Below are 18,922 nucleotides of genomic sequence, written 5' to 3'. Positions count from 1 at the left end.
GTCGACGGTGACTCAGTCACAGCAGCGGCTCGGCGACGTCGGGGCACCGGCCGGCACGGGAACAGGCCCACGGGGAACGGACGGTGTCCGCCTCGACCCGCGCCGACCGGCGGGGGTGCCCGGTCACGTCCAGGCACCCCCGCCGAGGTGGCCCGACGCCGGCTGGAACGACACCGCCGCCGTGTTCCCGGCCGACGCGTGCCTGCACGACCTGATCGCGGAGCAGGCCGCGCGCACGCCGACGGCGACCGCCGTGGTGTCCGGGACCGACCGGCTCAGCTACCGGGAGCTGGACGAGCGGGCCGACCTGCTCGCCGCGCGCGTACGTCGACGGGTCGCCGGGCGCGGTCAGGTCGTCGGCATCTGCCTCGAACGCGGACCCGAGCTGGTCGTCGCGGTGCTCGCCGTGCTCAAGGCGGGAGCCGCGTACACCCTGCTGGACCCGGCGTTCCCGCCGGCCCGGCTGCGCGCCGTGCTCGCCGAGGCCCGCTGCCGGCTCGTCGTCACCGACCGCGACGCGGCCGACCGGCTGCCCGACGCGCCCGTCGAGACGATCCGCATCGACGCCGGGACCACCACCGGGTCGCCCGCCGCGCCGGACGCCGACGGCGTCCCCGTCACCGCCGGGGATCTCGCCTGCGTCATGTTCACCTCCGGCTCCTCCGGCCGGCCCAAAGGCATCGCCACCCCGCACCGGGCCGTCGTGGGCACCCTGCTCGGCCAGTCCTTCGTGGCGTTCGGCCCGGCGCAGGTGTGGTTGCAGTGCGCGCCGGTGTCCTGGGACGCCTTCGCCCTGGAGCTGTTCGGTGCGCTGCTGCACGGCGGCACCTGCGTGCTGCACCCCGGCGGCCGGCCCGAGCCGCTGACCATCGCCGACCTCGTCGAGCGGCACGGGGTGACCGTGCTGCACCTGTCGGCCAGCCTGCTCAACCACATGGTCGACGAGCACCCCGCGGTCTTCGACCGGGTGGCGAACGTGTTGACCGGAGGTGAGCCGGCCTCGGTCGCGCACGTGGCCCGACTGCTGCACCGCCACCCCGACCTGAACCTCGTCAACGGCTACTCACCCGCCGAGTCGACCATCTTCACCACCTGCCACCGGATCGCCCCGGCCGACACCGCGCGGGCGATCCCGGTGGGCGGCCCCCTGCGCAACAAACGGGTGTACGTGCTCGACGACAACCTCGACCCGGTGCCCGTCGGGACCGTCGGCGAGCTGTACATGGCCGGCGTCGGGCTCGCCGACGGGTACATCCACCAGCCCGGGACGACGGCGCAGCGGTTCGTGGCGAACCCCTTCGACGCGCCCGGGGAGCGGATGTACCGCACCGGTGACCTCGTCCGCTGGCGCGCGGACGGGGTGCTGGACTTCCTCGGCCGGGCCGACGAGCAGGTCAAGATCCGTGGATTCCGGGTGGAGCCCGGCGAGGTGCGGGCGGCGTTGACGCAGCACCCGGCGGTGCGCCAGGCGGAGGTCGTCGTCCGGGAGGACCGCCCCGGCGACCGGCGGCTCACGGCGTACGTGGTTCTCGCAGCCGACGCCGAGGCCAGCGCGGCGCAGCTGCGGGCCGACGCGGGGACCCGGCTGCCCGAACATTTGGTACCGGCGGCGGTGGTGATCCTCGACGCCCTGCCGATCACCGCCAACGGAAAGCTCGACCGCGCCGCCCTGCCCGCGCCGGCGGTGCAGGTGCGCGGTCGCGCGGCACGGACACCGACGGAGGCGGCGCTCTGCGCCATCTTCGCCGACGTGCTGGACCTGCCCGTGGTCGGCGTCGACGACGACTTCTTCGACCTGGGCGGCCACTCCCTCCTGGCGTCCCGGCTGATCAGCAGGGTCCGCGCCGAGCTGACGGCGGAGATCGACATCCGGGCCCTGTTCGCGGCGGCGACACCGGAGACGCTCGCCGAGGTGGTCGCGGCGGCACCGGCGGCCCGCCCGCCACTGCGCCCCCGTCCTCGGCCCGCCGAGCTGGAGCCCTCGGCGGCCCAGCAGCGACTGTGGTTCCTCGACCAGTTCGAGCGGGCGCCGGAGAAGTACAACCTCGTCCGCGTGGTGCGGGTGGCGGACCCGCTCGACGTCGTCGCGCTCGACGCGGCGGTCCGGGACCTGGCGCAACGGCACGAGGTGCTGCGTACCGTCTTCCCCGCCGTCGACGGGCGCCCCCGCCAACGCGTGGCGGACGTCGCGTCGGTGTCCCCCCGGCTGCGGACCGCGCCGGCCGGCCCCGACCCCGACGCGACCGTCCGGGCCGAGGCGGCCGAGGCGTTCGACCTGGCCAGTGAGTCCCCGCTGCGGGTCACCGTGCTGCAGGCACCGCACGAGACGCTGGTCGTGCTGGTGCTGCACCACATCGCCGGCGACGGCTGGTCCATGCGTCCGCTGCTGCGCGATCTCGGCCTGGCCTATCGGGCCCGGCTCGCCGGGCACGCCCCGGACTGGGATCTCCTTCCGGTCGCCTACGCCGACTACACGCTCTGGCAGCGGGACGTGCTCGACGGTGGGCTCGCGGAGCGGCAGCTCGCGTACTGGCGCGACCGTCTCGACGGCGTCCCCGCCGAGATCCCGCTGCCCGCGGACCGGCCGCGTCCCGCCGAGCCGACCCACGCGGCCGGCACGGTGCCCTTCCGGCTGCCCGCGGACCTGCACGCCCGGCTCGTCGAGGTCGCCCAGGCCGCCCGCGCCACGGTGTTCATGGTGCTGCACGCGGGGCTCGCCGCGACGCTCACCCGGCTCGGCGCCGGCACCGACGTGCCGGTCGGCACGGTCGTGGCCGGCCGCTCCGACGTCGCCCTCGACGACCTGGTGGGCTTCTTCGTCAACACCCTCGTGCTGCGCACCGACACGTCGGGCGACCCGTCCCTGCGTCGGCTGCTCGACCGGGTCCGGGACACCGACCTGGCCGCCTTCGCCCACCAGGACGTCCCGTTCGACCAGGTCGTCGAAGCGGTGAACCCGCACCGTCACCCGGCCCGTCACCCGCTGTTCCAGGTGCTGTTGGTGCTGCAGAACGCGACCGGGACGGAGACCGTGCCGGGCGTGGACGCCACGGTGACGGAGATCCGGCCCGCGGCGACCAAGTTCGACCTGATGCTCGACGTGGCCGAGCAGCACACCGCCGACGGCGGGCCGGCCGGCATCACCGGTGTGCTGGAGTACGCCACCGACCGGTTCGACCACGCCACCGTCGCCGCGCTGGCCGAGCGGCTGGCGGCGGTGCTCACCGCCGACCCGGAGCGGCCGATCGGCGACCTGGACCTGCTCTCCTCCGCCGAGCGGGCGGTCCTGACCGACGTCAACGACACCGACGCCCCGTACCCCGCCCGGTGCCTGCACGACCTGATCACCGCGCAGGCGGCGCGGACCCCGCACGCCACCGCCCTGGTCACCGGGGACGCGAGGCTGACCTACGGGGAGCTGGAAGCCCGCGCGAACCGGCTCGCGCACCGACTGGTCCAGGCCGGGGTACGGCCGGGCGTCGTCGTCGGCGTGTACCTCGCACGCGGTGTCGACCTCGTGGTGGCGCTGCTCGCGGTGCTCAAGGCCGGTGGGGCGTACACCCTGCTCGACCCGGCGTTCCCCGCCGCCCGGATCGCCGCGGTCGCCGCGCTGACGCCGCTCGTGGTCACCCGGCTGCCGGCCGCCGGCCGCCTGCCCGCCACCACCCGACTGCTGCACCTCGACGACGTGCCCGCGCAGGACGGCCCCGCCACGCCGCCGGTCGTCGCCGTCGGACCCGACGACCCGGCCTGCGTCATGTTCACCTCGGGCTCCACCGGAGCACCCAAGGGGGTCGTCGCGGCCCACCGGGCGTTGGTCGGCACCTACGCGGGCCAGCGGTACGCCGACTTCGGCCCGGCAGAGGTGTTCCTCCAGTGCGCCCCGGTGTCCTGGGACGCGTTCGCGTTGGAACTGTTCGGGGCGCTGCTGTTCGGTGGCGTCTGTGTGCTGCACCCCGACGGCCGGCCGGACCCCGAACGGATCACCGAACTGGTGGCCACGCACGGGGTCACCATGCTGCAGACCTCCGCCAGCCTCTTCAACCACCTCATCGACGAGTATCCACGGTCGTTCGACGGGGTGCGGCGGGTCTTCACCGGCGGGGAGCCGGCCTCACCGGGGCACGTCGCCACCGCGCTGGCCCGGTGGCCCGGGCTGGTGGTGGTCAACGGTTACGGACCCGCCGAGAGTCTCGGGTTCACCACCTGGCACCCGCTCGACGACGTCACCGAGGTCACCGGCGCGACCGTACCGATCGGCCTTCCGGTGGCGAACAAGCGGGCGTACGTCCTCGACGGCGACCTGCGCCAGGTCCCGCCCGGCGTGGCCGGCGAGCTGTACGTGGCCGGTGTCGGTCTCGCCGTGGGCTACCTGGACCAGCCCGGACAGACCGCCGCACGGTTCGTCGCTGACCCGTCCGGTCCGGCCGGGGCGCGGATGTACCGCACCGGCGACCTGGCCCGGCGCCGGGCCGACGGGGTCCTCGAATTCCTGGGCCGGGTCGACGACCAGGTCAAGATCCGCGGCTTCCGGGTGGAACCGGCGGAGGTGGTGGCGGCCCTGACCGCCCATCCGGCGATCAGCCAGGCGGCCGTGGTGGCGCTCGCCGACGCCGCGCACGGCAACCGACTGGTCGCCTACGTGGTCGCCCGGTCGGTGACCGCCGCCGAGGTACGGTCCCACGCGGCGGAGCTGCTGCCCGGTCACCTCGTTCCCTCCGCCGTGGTCCTGCTGACCGAGCTGCCCCGCACGGCCAACGGCAAACTGGACCGGGCCGCGCTGCCCACCCCGGACTTCGCCGCCGCGTCGGCGGGTCGGGCGCCCCGCACCCCGCGCGAGGAGATCCTCTGCGGCCTGGTGGCCGAGGTGCTGGGGCTGCCCGCGGTGACCGTCGACGACGACTTCTTCGCCCTCGGCGGACACTCGTTGCTGGCAACCCGGCTGGTCAGCCGCATCCGCGCCACGGTGGGGGTGGAGGTGCCCCTCGCCGCGCTCTTCGCCGCGCCGACCGTGGCCGACCTGGCCGTCCGGCTCGACGGGGCCGCCGCCGCGCGGCCGGCGGTCAGCGCCGGGCCGCCGGACGCGCCGCCGGTGCTGTCGCACGCGCAGCGCCGGGTGTGGTTCCTCGACCAGACCGACGACGACGGCCGCACCTACAACGCGCCGCAGGCGGTCCGGGTCGGCGGCCGGCTCGACCCGGACGCGCTGCGCGCGGCGCTCGGCGACGTGATGGCCCGCCACGAACCGCTGCGCACCCTCTTCCCGGCGGTGGACGGCGAACCGTACCCGGTGGTGCCGGCCCCGCAGGACGTCCGGCCGGTGCTGGACGTCGTCGCCGCCCCGGCGGCGGAAGCCGCGCAGGTCGTGGCCCGGGTGGCCCGCCACCGGTTCGTCCTCGCCGACGAGACCCCGCTGCGCGCCACCCTGATCGAACTCGACGACGGCGACTCGGTGCTGGTGCTGGTCCTGCACCACATCGCGTCCGACGGCTGGTCGATGGCACCCCTGGTACGCGACCTCGCCACCGCCTACGCGGCGCGGCACGCCGCAACCGTGCCGGAGTGGGCGCCGCTGCCCGCCCGCTACACCGACTACGCCCGCTGGCAGCACGCCCTGCTCGGCGACGAGACGGACCAGGACAGCCTGCTCCACGCACAGCTGCGGTTCTGGAGCACCGCGCTGGCGGGGCTGCCCGGATCGCCCGTGCTGCCCACCGACCACCCCCGGCCGGCCGACGGCGCCACGGCGGGCGACACCGTCGCGCTGCGGATCTCCCCGCAGACCCACGCCCACCTCGCCGACCTCGCCCGGGCCGGCAACGTCACGCTGTTCATGGTCCTCCAGGCGGCCCTGGCGGCCCTGCTCACCCGCCTCGGCGCGGGCACCGACGTCCCGATCGGCACGGCGGTCGCCGGGCGTACCGACGCGGCGCTCGACGACCTCGTCGGGTTCTTCGTCAACACCCTGGTGCTGCGCACCGACACGACGGGCGACCCGACGTTCCGGGAGCTGCTGGGCCGGGTCCGCGCCACCGACCTCGCCGCGTTCGACCACCAGGACGTGCCGTTCGACCGGGTGGTCGAGGCGGTCAACCCACCCCGCTCCACCGCGTGGCACCCGCTGTTCCAGATCATGCTGGTGCTGCAGAACACCGCCGACGGCGAGGTGCACCTCGGTGCGGCGCCGGCCCGGCTGGAGCCGGTCCGCACCGGCACGGCCAAGTTCGACCTGAACGTCGAGCTGCGGGAGTGCCGGTCCACCGACGGATCCGCCGCCGGCCTCACCGGCGTGGTGGAGTTCCCCGGCGCGCTGTTCGACCCGTCCACCGTGGCGGCCTTCGCGGCCCGTCTGGTGCGGCTGCTCGACCAGGTCGCCGTCGCACCGGACACCCGGATCGGTGCCGTCGGCCTGCTGGACACCGCCGAACGGGACCGGCTGCTGCACACCTGGAACGACACCACCGCACCGGCGCCGTCCGGCACCCTCCACGAGACGGTGACCGCCGTCGCCGTCGCCGACCCGGACGCGACCGCCCTGATCTTCGACGGTCACCGGGTCAGCTACGGCGACCTCGACGCCCGAGCCGGCCGGTTGGCCCGACGGCTGGCCGCCGCGGGTGCCCGCCGGGGCACCGTGGTCGGCGTCCAGCTCGACCGGGGACCGGACCTGGTCGTCGCGGTGCTGGCCGTGCTCCGGACCGGCGCGGCGTACACCATGCTCGACCCGGACTTCCCGGCGCGGCGTCGCCGCGCGGTGCTCGCGGAGACCGGCGCGCCGCTGGTGGTCACCCACGACGGTGCCGACCTGGACGGTGTGCGGTGCGTACCGCCCGCCGACCCGGACGACGACGGGTGCGAGACCTGGCCCGGCGTGCCGGTGGGCCCCGACGACCCCGCCTGCGTCATGTTCACCTCCGGCTCGACCGGACGCCCCAAGGGGATCCTGACCTCGCACCGGGCCGTGCTCGGCACCCTGCTGCACCAGTCCTACGTCGACTTCGGGCCGACCGAGGTGTGGTTGCAGTGCGCCCCGGTGTCCTGGGACGCCTTCGCGCTGGAGCTGTTCGGGCCACTCCTGACGGGTGGCACCTGCGTCCTGCAACCCGGCGGCGCACCCCGACCCGAGGTGATCGCCCGACTGGTGCCGGAGCACGCGGTGACCACCCTGCACGTCTCCGCCAGCCTGCTCAACTTCCTCATCGACGAGTACCCGACCGTGTTCGACCGGGTCCGCCAGGTGATGACCGGGGGCGAGGCGGCCTCCGTCGAGCACGTCGCCCGGCTGCTGGACCGGCACCCCGACCTGCGTCTGGTCAACGGCTACTCACCGGCCGAGAACACGATCTTCACGGTGTGCCACCGGGTGGCCCGGGACGACGCCGACCGCGCCTCGATCCCGGTCGGCGGTCCGATCGCCGGCAAGCGGGTCCACGTGCTCGACGACCGGCTCGCCCTGGTGCCGGTCGGCGTCGTCGGCGAGCTGTACATGGCCGGTGTGGGGCTCGCCGACGGGTACGTGAACCAGCCCGGCACCACCGCGACCCGCTTCGTCGCCCACCCGTTCGGCGCTCCGGGCGAGCGGATGTACCGCACCGGCGACCTGGTGCGCTGGCGCGCCGACGGGGTCCTGGAGTTCGTCGGGCGCGCCGACGACCAGGTGAAGATCCGCGGCTTCCGGGTGGAGCCGGGCGAGGTGCAGGCCGCCCTGACCCGGCATCCGGCCGTCGCGCAGGCCGCCGTGGTGGTCCGCCAGGACCGGCCCGGGGATCCGCGGCTGACCGCGTACGTCGTCACCCGACCCGGCCCGGCACCCACCCCGGCGGCCCTGCGCGACCACACCCGGGACCTCCTGCCGGCACATCTCGTGCCCAGCGCGGTCGTGCTGCTCGACGCCCTGCCGGTCACGCCCAACGGCAAGCTGGACCGGGCCGCGCTGCCCGCACCCGCCGCCGACCCCGGCACGAGTGCCGTCCAGCCACCGGCCGACGCCCGTGAGGCGATCCTGTGCGGACTCTTCGCCGACATCCTCGGCCTGCCGGAGGTGGGCCGGCACGACGACTTCTTCGCCCTGGGCGGACACTCGCTGCTCGCCGCCCGCCTCATCGCCCGGGTACGGGCCACGTTCGCCGCCGAGGTGGACATCCGCACGGTGTTCCGGACGCCGACCGTGGCCGGCCTGGCCCGGATGCTCGACACGGCGGCGGCACGCCGGCCGGCGCTGCGGCGCCGTACCGACCCGGCCGTCGTCCCGATCTCCCACGCGCAGCGGCGGATGTGGTTCCTCCGCGAGATCGACCGCCCGGAGGCCTACAACGTGCCGCTGGCGTACCGGCTGCGCGGCCGGCTCGACCGGGCCGCGCTCGTCCACGCGCTCGCCGACCTGGTGGACCGGCACGAGGTGCTGCGGACCGTCCTCCCGTCGGTGCACGGGCAGCCGCAGCCCCGCACGCTGACCGGGGTGTCGCCCGTGGTCGAGGTCGTCACCTGCCCGCCCGGCGAGCTTCCCGCCGCCCTGGGCCGCGCCCGCACCCACCCGTTCGACCTGGCCGCCGAGCTGCCGATCCGGGTGACCGTCTTCGAGGTGGGCACCGAGACGGTGCTGTTGCTGCTGCTGCACCACGTGGCGTGCGACGGTTCGTCGGTCGGGCCGCTGACCCGCGACCTCGCCACCGCCTACGCCGCCCGCCGCGCGGGTGCCGCCCCCGACTGGCCGCCGCTGCCGGTGCAGTACGCGGACTACGCCGCCTGGCAGGACCTGCTGCTCGGCGCGGCCGACGAGCCGGAGAGCGTGACCGCCAGCCAGCTGCGGTACTGGACCGCCGCACTCGACGGCCTGCCCGACGCGCCGGTGGTCCCCACCGACCGGGCCCGGCCACCGGTCGCCGGCGTGGCCGGGGGATCGGTGCCGGTACGGTTCACCGCCGACACCTGCCACCGCATCGCCGCCCTCGCCCGCGCGGCCCGGGTCACGCCGTTCATGGTGCTGCACGCGGCGTTGGCGGCGGTGCTCACCCGGCTGGGCGCCGGCACCGACGTGCCCATCGGCAGCCCCGTGGCCGGACGGCCCGACGAGGCGTTGACCGATCTGGTCGGGTTCTTCGTCAACACCGTGGTGCTGCGTACCGACACCTCGGGCGATCCGACCTTCCGGGACCTGCTCGGCCGGGTCCGGGAGACCGACCTCGCCGCGTACGCCCACCAGGACGTGCCGTTCGAACGGGTCGTCGAGGCCGTCAACCCGACCCGGTCGTCGTCCTGGCATCCGCTGTTCCAGGTGATGCTGGTGCTGACCGACAGCGCCGGCCGCGACCTCGACCTGCCCGGCCTGGAGTGCGCGCCCGAGCCCGTCGAGGTGCCGGTCGCCAAGTTCGACCTGACCCTCACGCTCACCCAGGGGTCGGACGGCATCACCGGCTCGCTCGACTACGCCACCGACCTGTTCGAGCGGTCCACCGCACAGACCACGGCGGACGCCCTGACCCGGCTGGTGTCGGCCGTGCTGGCCGACCCCGACCGCCCGATCGGTGCGGTGGAGCTGCTGGACCCGGCCGAGCGCCGGCTGGTCCTGACCGACTGGAACGCCACCGAGGCCGACGCGCCCCTGGATCGCACGCTGGTCGAGCTGTTCGAGCGGCAGGTCGCCGCCCGCCCCGACGCCACCGCGCTCCTGTCCGAGGGACGGGCGCTCAGTTACGCCGCGCTCGACGCCGCCGCCAACCGCATCGGCCACGCCCTGGTCCGCCTCGGCGTCGGCCCGCACGTCATCGTCGGGGTCCACCTCGACCGCGGGCCGGACCTGGTGGCGGCGCTGCTCGGCGTCCTCAAAGCCGGTGGTGCGTACACCCTGCTGGACACCGCCTTCCCGGCCGGCCGGCTGCGGGACGTGGTCGCCGACACCGGCATCCCGCTGGTCGTCTCCGCCGCCGACGGCGACCTGCTCGCCGGCCTGCCCACCACCGTGGTCCGGCCCGACACCCTCAGCGGACCGGCGGCACCCGTCGGGGCGCGGGCCGTCCCGACCGACCCGGCCTGCGTCATGTTCACCTCCGGCTCCACGGGCGGCCCGAAGGGGATCGTGGCGCCGCACCGCGCGCTGGCCGGCACCTTCCTCGGCCAGTCCTACGTCGACTTCGACGCCGACCAGGTGTTCCTCCAGTGCGCCCCGGTGTCGTGGGACGGCTTCGCGTTGGAGCTGTTCGGCGCGCTGCTGACCGGTGCCACCTGCGTGCTGCACCCCGGGCAGCGGCCGGAGCCGGACACCATCGCGGCCCTCACCGCGGCGCACGACGTGACCATGCTCCAGATGTCGGCCAGCCTCTTCAACCTCCTGCTCGACGAGTACCCCACGGCGTTCGAGGGGCTGCGTTGGGCGATCACCGCAGGGGAGTCAGCCTCCGTGGCACATGTGACGAAAGCGGTGCGACAGTTCCCGCACCTGTCAGTGGTCAACGGCTACGGCCCGGCGGAGAGCATGGGCCTGACGACGGCGCACCGGGCCGCCGCCGCCCCGGCGGGCACGACCTCCGTGCCGATCGGCGCGCCGGTGGCCAACAAGAAGGTGTACGTGCTGGACGTGGCCCTGCAACCCGTGCCGCCCGGCGTGACCGGCGAGGTGTACGTGGCGGGCGTGGGCCTGGCCAACGGCTACGTCAACCGCGCCGCGTCGACCGCCGAGCGGTTCGTGGCCAACCCGTACGGCCGGCCCGGCGAGCGGATGTACCGCACCGGCGACCTCGCCCGCTGGCGGCCGGACGGGGTGCTGGACTTCGTCGGGCGGGCGGACGACCAGGTGAAGATCCGCGGGTTCCGGGTGGAGCCGGGCGAGGTGGAGGCGGTGCTGCACCGGCACCCCGCCGTCGCGCAGGCCGCGGTCGTCGTCCGGGAGGACCGGCCGGGGGACCGGCGGCTGGTCGGCTACGTCGTACCGGTGCGGGGCACCGACCCGCTCCCGGGCCTGCGCCGGCACCTCGAGGAGCGGCTGCCCGCCCACCTGATGCCCGCCGCGCTGGTGGCGCTGCCCGCGCTGCCGCTGACCCCCAACGGCAAGCTCGACCGGCGGGCGCTGCCGGTCCCGGAGGTCGGTCCGGACGCCACCGGGCGGGGCCCGCGCAATCCCCGCGAGGAGATCCTCTGCGGACTCTTCGGCGACGTCCTCGGCCTCACCGGCGTCGGCATCGACGACGACTTCTTCGCCCTCGGCGGGCACTCGCTGCTGGCGACCCGGCTGATCAGTCGGGTCAGGTCGGTCCTCGGCGCCGAACTGCCGATCCGCGCGGTGTTCCAGTGGCCCACCGTGTGCGGGCTCGCCGACCGGCTCACCCGGGCGGAACGTCCGCCGGTACGGTCGCGACCCCGCCCGGAACGGGTGCCGCTCTCCTTCGCCCAGCAGCGGCTGTGGTTCCTGGACCGGCTGGACGGGCCGAGCGCCACCTACAACGCGCCGCTGGCCGTACGGCTGCGGGGCCCGGTCGACCTGCCCGCGCTGGCGGCGGCGGTCACCGACGTGGTGACCCGGCACGAGGTGCTGCGGACGGTATTCGTGGTGCACGACGGCGAGCCGAGCCAGGTCGTCCTGCCGCCCGCCGAGGTGGACCTGACGATGGTGGACTGCACCACGGAGGGCCTCGACACCGCCCTGGCCCGTGCCGTCGCCACGCCGCACGACCTCGGCCGGACCGACCGGACGCCGGTCCGCGCCACGGTGTTCACCGTCGGGCCCGACGACACCGTCCTGCTGCTGATGCTGCACCACATCGTCAGCGACGGCTGGTCCCTGGGCCCGCTGCTGCGGGACCTCTCCGTCGCCTACCGGGCGCGACGGGCCGGGGCCGAACCGGACTGGGCTCCACTCGCCGTCCAGTACGTCGACTACACGCTGTGGCAGCGGGAGCTGCTCGGCGCCGAGGACGATCCGCAGAGCCTGCTGTCGCGCCAGCTGGCGTACTGGACCGAGGCGCTGGCCGGGCTGCCGGAGGAGCTGACCCTGCCCACCGACCGGCCCCGGCCGGCCCGCCCCAGCCACCGCGGTGACGTGGTGACGCTGCACCTGGACGGCGAGCTGTACCGGGCCCTCACCGGGCTCGCCCGGGACGCCGGAGTCACCCTGTTCATGGTGTTGCAGGCCGGCCTGGCGGCGTTGCTGACCCGGCTCGGCGCGGGCACCGACGTGCCGATCGGCTCACCCGTCGCCGGCCGGACCGACCAGGCGCTCGACGACCTGGTGGGGTTCTTCGTCAACACCCTGGTGCTGCGGACCGACACCTCCGGGGAGCCGAGCTTCCGGGACCTGCTGGCCCGGGTCCGGGAGACCGACCTGGCCGCGTACACCCACCAGGACGTGCCGTTCGAGCGGTTGGTCGAGGCGCTCAACCCGGCGCGCTCGACCGCCCGGCACCCGCTGTTCCAGGTGAACCTGGCGGTGCAGAACAACTCCGCGGCCACGGCCGAGTTCCCCGGCGTACGGGCGCAGGTCCTGCCGGTCGGCGCCGACGTCGCCAAGTTCGACCTGGCGCTGGCCTTCGTGGAGCAGCTTCCCGACGACGGGCCCGGCGGCCTCGCCGGCTACCTGGAGTACGCCACCGATCTGTTCGACCGTGCGACCGCCGAGGCGATCGGCCGCCGGCTGGTACGCCTGCTGTCCGCCCTGTCCGCCGACCCGGACCTGCCCATCGGTGCGGTCGACCTGTTCGACCCGGGCGAGCGGACCCGGTTGCTGCACGAGTGGAACGACACCGCCGGCGTCGTCCCCGACGCCTGTCTGCACGAGCTGTTCGAGGCGCACGCCGCCGAGCGTCCGGCGGCGACAGCGCTGGTGTGTGGCGACCGCACGGTCAGCTACGCCGGGCTGAACGCCGACGCCGACCGGATCGCCCACGGCCTCGACCGCGCCGGGATCGGCGTCGGCGACGTGGTGGGAGTGCACCTGCCGCGGGGGCCGGAACTGGTGGCCGCCGTGCTGGGCGTGCTGAAGGCCGGCGCCGGATACACCATGCTCGACCCGGACTTCCCGCCCGAGCGGCTCGCGGCCGTCGTCGCCCAGGCGGGCGTGGCGCTGGTGGTCACCGACCAGGTGGGGTTCGCCGGCCACCCGGCCACCCGACAGATCGCCGACCTGCTGGTCGACCCTGCCGTCGCCGGGACCGGCTCCGGTGACCGGCCGGGCCGACGGGCCCGCCCGGGCGACGTCGCCTGCGTCATGTTCACCTCCGGCTCGACCGGCCGACCCAAGGGCATCGCCTCCCCGCACCGGGCCGTCGTCGGCACCCTCCACGGGCAGGACTTCGTCCGCTTCGGCCCGGGCGAGGTGGTGCTGCAGTGCTCGCCGGTCTCCTGGGACGCGTTCGCGCTGGAGCTGTTCGGGGCGCTGCTGTTCGGCGGGACCTGCGTGCTGCACCCCGGCGGGAAACCCGAGCCGGCCGTGATCGCCGAGCTGATCGCCCGGCGGCACGTCTCCACCGTCCACCTGTCGGCCAGCCTGCTCAACTTCCTGCTCGACGAGTACCCGGGCGTGCTGACCGGGGTGGACCAGGTGATGACCGGAGGCGAACGCGCGTCGGTGCCGCACCTCGCCGCGCTGCTGGCGGCGTACCCGGGTGTCCGCGTGGTCAACGGGTACTCGCCCGCCGAGAGCATGATCTTCACGACCTGCCACACGGTCGAGCCGGCCGACGTGGCCCGCGGGACCGTCCCGGTCGGCCGTCCGATCCGCAACAAGCGGGTGTACGTCCTCGACGAGGCGCTGCGACCCGTGCCGGTCGGGGTCGCCGGCGAGCTGTACATGTCCGGCGTCGGACTGGCCGACGGCTATGTCCGGCAGGCCGCGTTGACCGCGGAGCGGTTCGTCGCGAACCCGTACGACGCGCCCGGCGAGCGGATGTACCGCACCGGCGACGTGGTGCGCTGGCGCGCCGACGGGGTGTTGGACTTCCTCGGCCGGGCCGACGACCAGGTGAAGATCCGCGGCTTCCGGGTGGAACCGCGGGAGGTCGAGGCGACCGTCGGCAGCTATCCCGGTGTGGCCCGTACCGCGGTGGTGGTGCACGAGGTGGGGCCGGGGGACAAGCGGCTCGTCGCCTACGTCGTCGCCCGCGCCGACACCGCCGTCAGCGTGACCGACCTGCGCCGCCACGTCGCCGAACGGCTGCCCGAGCACCTGGTGCCGCAGGCGTTCGTGCTCGTCGACGCGTTCCCGTTGACGCCGACCGGGAAGCTCGACCGGCGGGCCCTGCCCGTGCCCGAGTTCACCGGCACCGGCACCGGACGTCCGCCCCGCACACCGCGCGAGGAGATCCTCTGCGGGCTCTTCGCCGAGGTGCTGACGCTGCCCGGGGTGGGCGTCGACGACGACTTCTTCGCCCTCGGCGGGCACTCGCTGCTCGCGGCGCGGCTGATCAGCCGGGTCCGCACCGCCCTCGGCGCGGAGTTGGCGATCCGGACGCTGTTCCAGCACCCGACGGTGGCCGGCCTGGCCGACCGGCTGGACGACGAGCAGCAGCTGCGCCCGCCGGTCGCCCGCCGGCCCCGCCCGGACCGCCTGCCGCTGTCGTCGGCGCAGCGCCGGCTCTGGTTCGTCGACCAGCTCGAAGGACCCGCCGCCACCTACAACGCGCCGTTCGCGTTGCGCCTCACCGGGCCGGTCGACCCGGCCACCCTCGCCGCCGCGCTCACCGACGTGGTCGCCCGGCACGAGGCGCTGCGGACCGTGTTCCAGGCCACCGACGGCCTGCCCTGGCAGCGGATCCTCCCGCCCGACGAGGTACGACTCACGGTGCCGCTGCGCGCCTGCGCGGAGGCGGACCTCGGCCGCACCCTGGAGCGGGCCGCCCGCGTCCCGTTCGACCTCGCGACCGAGGCGCCGATCCGGGCCGAGCTGTTCGCACTGGACGTCGACGAACACGTCCTGCTCCTGACGTTGCACCACATCGCCTGCGACGGCTGGTCCACCGGTCCCCTGCTGGGGGACCTGGCCGTCGCGTACGCCGCCCGGCACGCCGGTGAGTCCCCGCAGTGGTCGCCCCTGCCGGTCCAGTACGCGGACTACACGCTCTGGCAGTGGGACCTGCTCGGCGCCGAGGACGACCCGGACAGCCTGCTCACCCACCAGTCGCAGTACTGGACCAGCGCCCTGGCCGACCTGCCCGACGAACTGGACCTGCCGACCGACCGACCCCGACCCGCACAGCCGCGCGCCGGCGGCGGCGTCGTCGACCTGCGGCTCGACGCGGAACTGCACGGTCGGCTCGCCGCCGTGGCCCGGGCCCACCAGGTCACGCTCTTCATGGTCCTGCAGGCCGCGCTGGCCGCGCTCCTCACCCGGCTCGGCGCGGGCACCGACATCCCGCTCGGGACGCCCGTCGCGGGACGTACCGACAGCGCCCTGGACGATCTGGTCGGCTTCTTCGTCAACACGCTGGTCCTGCGCACCGACACCAGCGGCGACCCCACCTTCGACACGCTGCTGCGCCGCGTCCGCGACGTCGACCTGACCGCCTTCGCCCACCAGGACGTGCCGTTCGAGACGGTGGTCGACCTGGTCCGCCCGCCGCGCACCCCGGCCCGGCACCCGCTCTATCAGGTGAGCCTGGTGGTGCAGAACAACGCGCGCGGCGAGCTGACGATCCCGGGACTGACGGTGCGCACCGAGCCGGTCGGGACCGGCGTGGCGAAGTTCGACCTCACCTTCGCCTTCGGCGAGAACCGGGACGACGACGGCGCCCCGGCCGGCATCGACGGCGCCGTCGAGTACGCCCGGGACCTGTTCGACCACGCCAGCGTCGAGGCGATCGGGCAGCGGCTCGTGCGGCTGCTCACCGCCGTCGCCGCCGACCCCGGGGTCCGCATCGGCGCCGTCGACGTACTGACCGCGCAGGAGCGGCACCGACTGCTCGTGGAGTGGAACGACACCGCGCGCGACGTACCCCTGGACCGCTGCCTGCACGACCTGGTGGCCGCGCAGGCGGCCCGGACGCCCGACGCCACCGCCCTGATCCACGAGGGCCGGAAGATCCGCTACGCCGAACTGGACCGGGAGGCCAACCGGCTGGCCCACCACCTGATCCCGCTGGGGCTCGGGCGGGGCACCCTCGCCGGCATCCACCTGGAACGCGGCCCGGACCTGGTGGTCAGCCTCCTCGCCGTGCTCAAGACCGGTGCCGGTTACACGCTGCTGGACCCGGACTTCCCCACCGAGCGGCTGCGCGGCGCGCTCGCCGACACCACCGCCCCCGTGATCATCACCCGGTCCGCGCTGCGGGACCGGCTCGACGCGGGGGACGTCAGCTACGTGCGGGTCGACACGGACGCCGCCGTCATCGCCGCCCGCCCGGCCCACGCACCCGCCGTGCCGGCCGACCCCGGCGACACCGCCTGCGTGATGTTCACCTCCGGCTCCAGTGGACGACCGAAGGGGGTCGCGGCCCCGCACCGCGCGCTGGTCGGCACCTTCCTCGGCCAGTCCTACGTCGACTTCGGCGCCGACCAGGTCTTCCTGCAGTGCGCCCCGATGTCGTGGGACGCCTTCGCGCTGGAACTCTTCGGCGCCCTGCTGTTCGGGGGCACCTGCGTGCTGCAACCCGGCAGCCGGCCGGAGCCGCACGCGATCGCCGACCTGGTCGCCGCGCACGGAGTCACCATGCTCCAGATGTCCGCCAGCCTGTTCAACTTCATGACCGACGAGAGCCCCACGGTCTTCGCCGGGCTCCGCTGGGCGGTCACCGCGGGCGAGGCGGCGTCGCCGGCCCACGTGAGCAGGGCGATGCGGCAGTGGCCCACGCTGCGGGTGGCCAACGGGTACGGCCCGGCGGAGAGCATGGGCCTGACCACCGCGTACGAGGTGCCCCGCGAGGACGGGCCGGCCGGCCGCACCGTGCCGATCGGCGCTCCGGTCGCCAACAAGACCGCTCACCTGCTCGACGCCACGCTGCAGCCGGTTCCTCCCGGCGTCGTCGGCGAGCTCTACCTCAGCGGCGCTGGGCTCGCCAACGGCTACGTGGCGCAGCCGGGCCTGACCGCCGAACGGTTCGTGGCCAACCCGTTCGCCGACGACGGCGCGCGGATGTACCGCACGGGTGACCTGGCCCGGCGGACCACCGACGGCCAGTTGGAGTTCGTGGGCCGGGCCGACGACCAGGTCAAGATCCGCGGGTTCCGGGTGGAGCGCGCCGAGGTCGAACAGGCCCTGCTGCGCCATCCCGCACTCACCCGCGCGGCCGTCGAGGTACGCGAGGACCGACCGGGCGACCGCCGGCTCGTCGCCTACGTCGTCGGTGCGGCGGAGCCCGGTGACATCCGCGACCACCTGGCCCGGCAACTGCCCGAGCACATGGTGCCCTCGGCGGTCGTGGTCCTCGACGGGCTCCCGATGACCGCCAACGGCAAGCTGGACCGCGCCGCGCTGCCCGCGCCCGAATACCACACCACCGGCCGACCGCCGCGCACCGACGTCGAACGGCTCCTGTGCGGTCTCTTCGCCGAGGTGCTGGGGCTGCCGGAGGTCACCGTCGACGACGACTTCTTCGCCCTCGGCGGGCACTCCCTGCTCGGTGCGATGCTGGCCAGGCGGATCTCCCGGGACCTGGGCGGCCAGGTCAGTGTGCGGTCGCTGTTCGAGGCGCCGACCGTGGCCCGGCTGGCCGAGCAGCTCGACACCTGGGCCGACCCGCTGGCGACGATGCTCCCGCTGCGCGTGGACGGCGGCACACCGCCGCTGTTCTGCGTCCACCCGGCCGCCGGCTTCGGCTGGGTCTACTCCGGGCTGCGCGGGCACCTTCCCGACCGGCCGCTGTACGCGCTGCAGTCGCCCGCGCTCGCCGACCCGCACCGGCACACCGACGACCTGGACGCGCTGGTGTCGTACCACCTCGCCGAGATCCGCGCCGTCCAGCCGTCGGGCCCGTACCACCTGCTCGGTTGGTCCTTCGGCGGCGCGCTCGCGCACGGGATCGCCGCCCGGCTCCGCGCGGCGGGGGAGGAGGTGGCGCTGCTCGCCCTCCTGGACGCGTACCCGTTCGACGTCGACCCCGACGCCGCGCCGCTGCGCCCCGACGACCCGGCGGCGGTCGCCGCCGTGCTGGACTCGCTGGGTCGGCCGGTGCCCGACGGTCCGCTGACGCTCGACGCCCTGACCGAGCTGGACCTGGACTCCCTGGGTGCCACCGCCGCGTCGGTGCTGCGCGTCTTCGTCGCGCACGTGAACCTGACCCGGTCGGTCGCCTCGCCCCCCTTCGACGGGGACCTGCTGCTGTTCACCGCCGCCGGGTCCACCGCGGCGCGACGGTGGCCGTCACACGGCGCACGACACGTCGAGGTGCATCCGGTGCCGTTCTCCCACGGGCTGATGACGAGCCCGGCGGCGCTGGCCCACATCGGGCCGGTCCTGGCCGCCCACCTGACCACCATGCCGAACGCCGGCCGGGCGACCGGCTCCACCCCCGGACCGGCCACCCCGAAAGGAGAAGCACGATGACTGACACCGTCGTCCATCCCGAGCTTCACGCCCGGACCGTGCGGGACTACTTCGGTCTCATCGACACCGGCGACCTGCTGGCTTCGGTCGCGCTGTTCGCCCCCGACGCCCTCTATCACCGCCCCGGCCACCCACCGATGGTCGGCCGGGAGCGGATCGCCCACTTCTACTGCGAGCTGCGACCCATCCGATCGGGCGTGCACACCCTCGACGCGGTGATCGCCGACGGGGACGGTGTCGCCGCCCACGGCGGGTTCCGGGGCGTGGCCCTGGACGGATCACCGATCGACCTGCGCTTCGCCGACTTCTTCGAGTTCGACGCATCCGGTGCCATCAGCCGCCGGGAGACCTACTTCTCCGCCCCGCTCGTCTGAGTCCCGGCACCGTCCACCGCAGTCCCGCCGGGCCCCACCCACCCGCGTCCGCGCCCGTACGTCCCGCGCGCCCAGGCACCACCGA

At 74.9% G+C, this 18,922-nt stretch carries 2 protein-coding genes; both read left to right on the top strand.

Features of this window, described 5'->3' with window-relative positions; all coding sequences use genetic code 11:
- The first annotated feature begins 7 nt into the window (after positions 1-7).
- Positions 8-18,463, top strand: coding sequence for a non-ribosomal peptide synthase/polyketide synthase (locus ABUL08_RS09305; RefSeq protein WP_350936496.1), 18,456 nt, complete (start codon positions 8-10; stop codon positions 18,461-18,463).
- Positions 18,460-18,837 carry a nuclear transport factor 2 family protein gene (locus ABUL08_RS09300; protein WP_350936494.1) on the top strand — a complete coding sequence of 126 codons (378 nt, stop codon included), beginning with the start codon at positions 18,460-18,462 and terminating at the stop codon, positions 18,835-18,837. The genes ABUL08_RS09305 and ABUL08_RS09300 overlap by 4 nt, the downstream gene beginning before the upstream one ends.
- The last annotated feature ends 85 nt before the right edge of the window (positions 18,838-18,922 follow it).

Origin of the sequence: Micromonospora sp. CCTCC AA 2012012 (assembly GCF_040499845.1) — a bacterium.
Taxonomy (GTDB): Bacteria; Actinomycetota; Actinomycetes; order Mycobacteriales; family Micromonosporaceae; genus Micromonospora; species Micromonospora mangrovi.
Note: the sequence above shows the minus strand (reverse complement) of the source record. Positions and strands in the feature narration are given on the sequence as shown.

Coding starts and splice junctions, on each gene's coding strand:
- ABUL08_RS09300 (WP_350936494.1), top strand. CDS start 18,460: ATGACTGACACCGTCGTCCATCCCGAGCTTCACGCCCGGACCGTGCGG.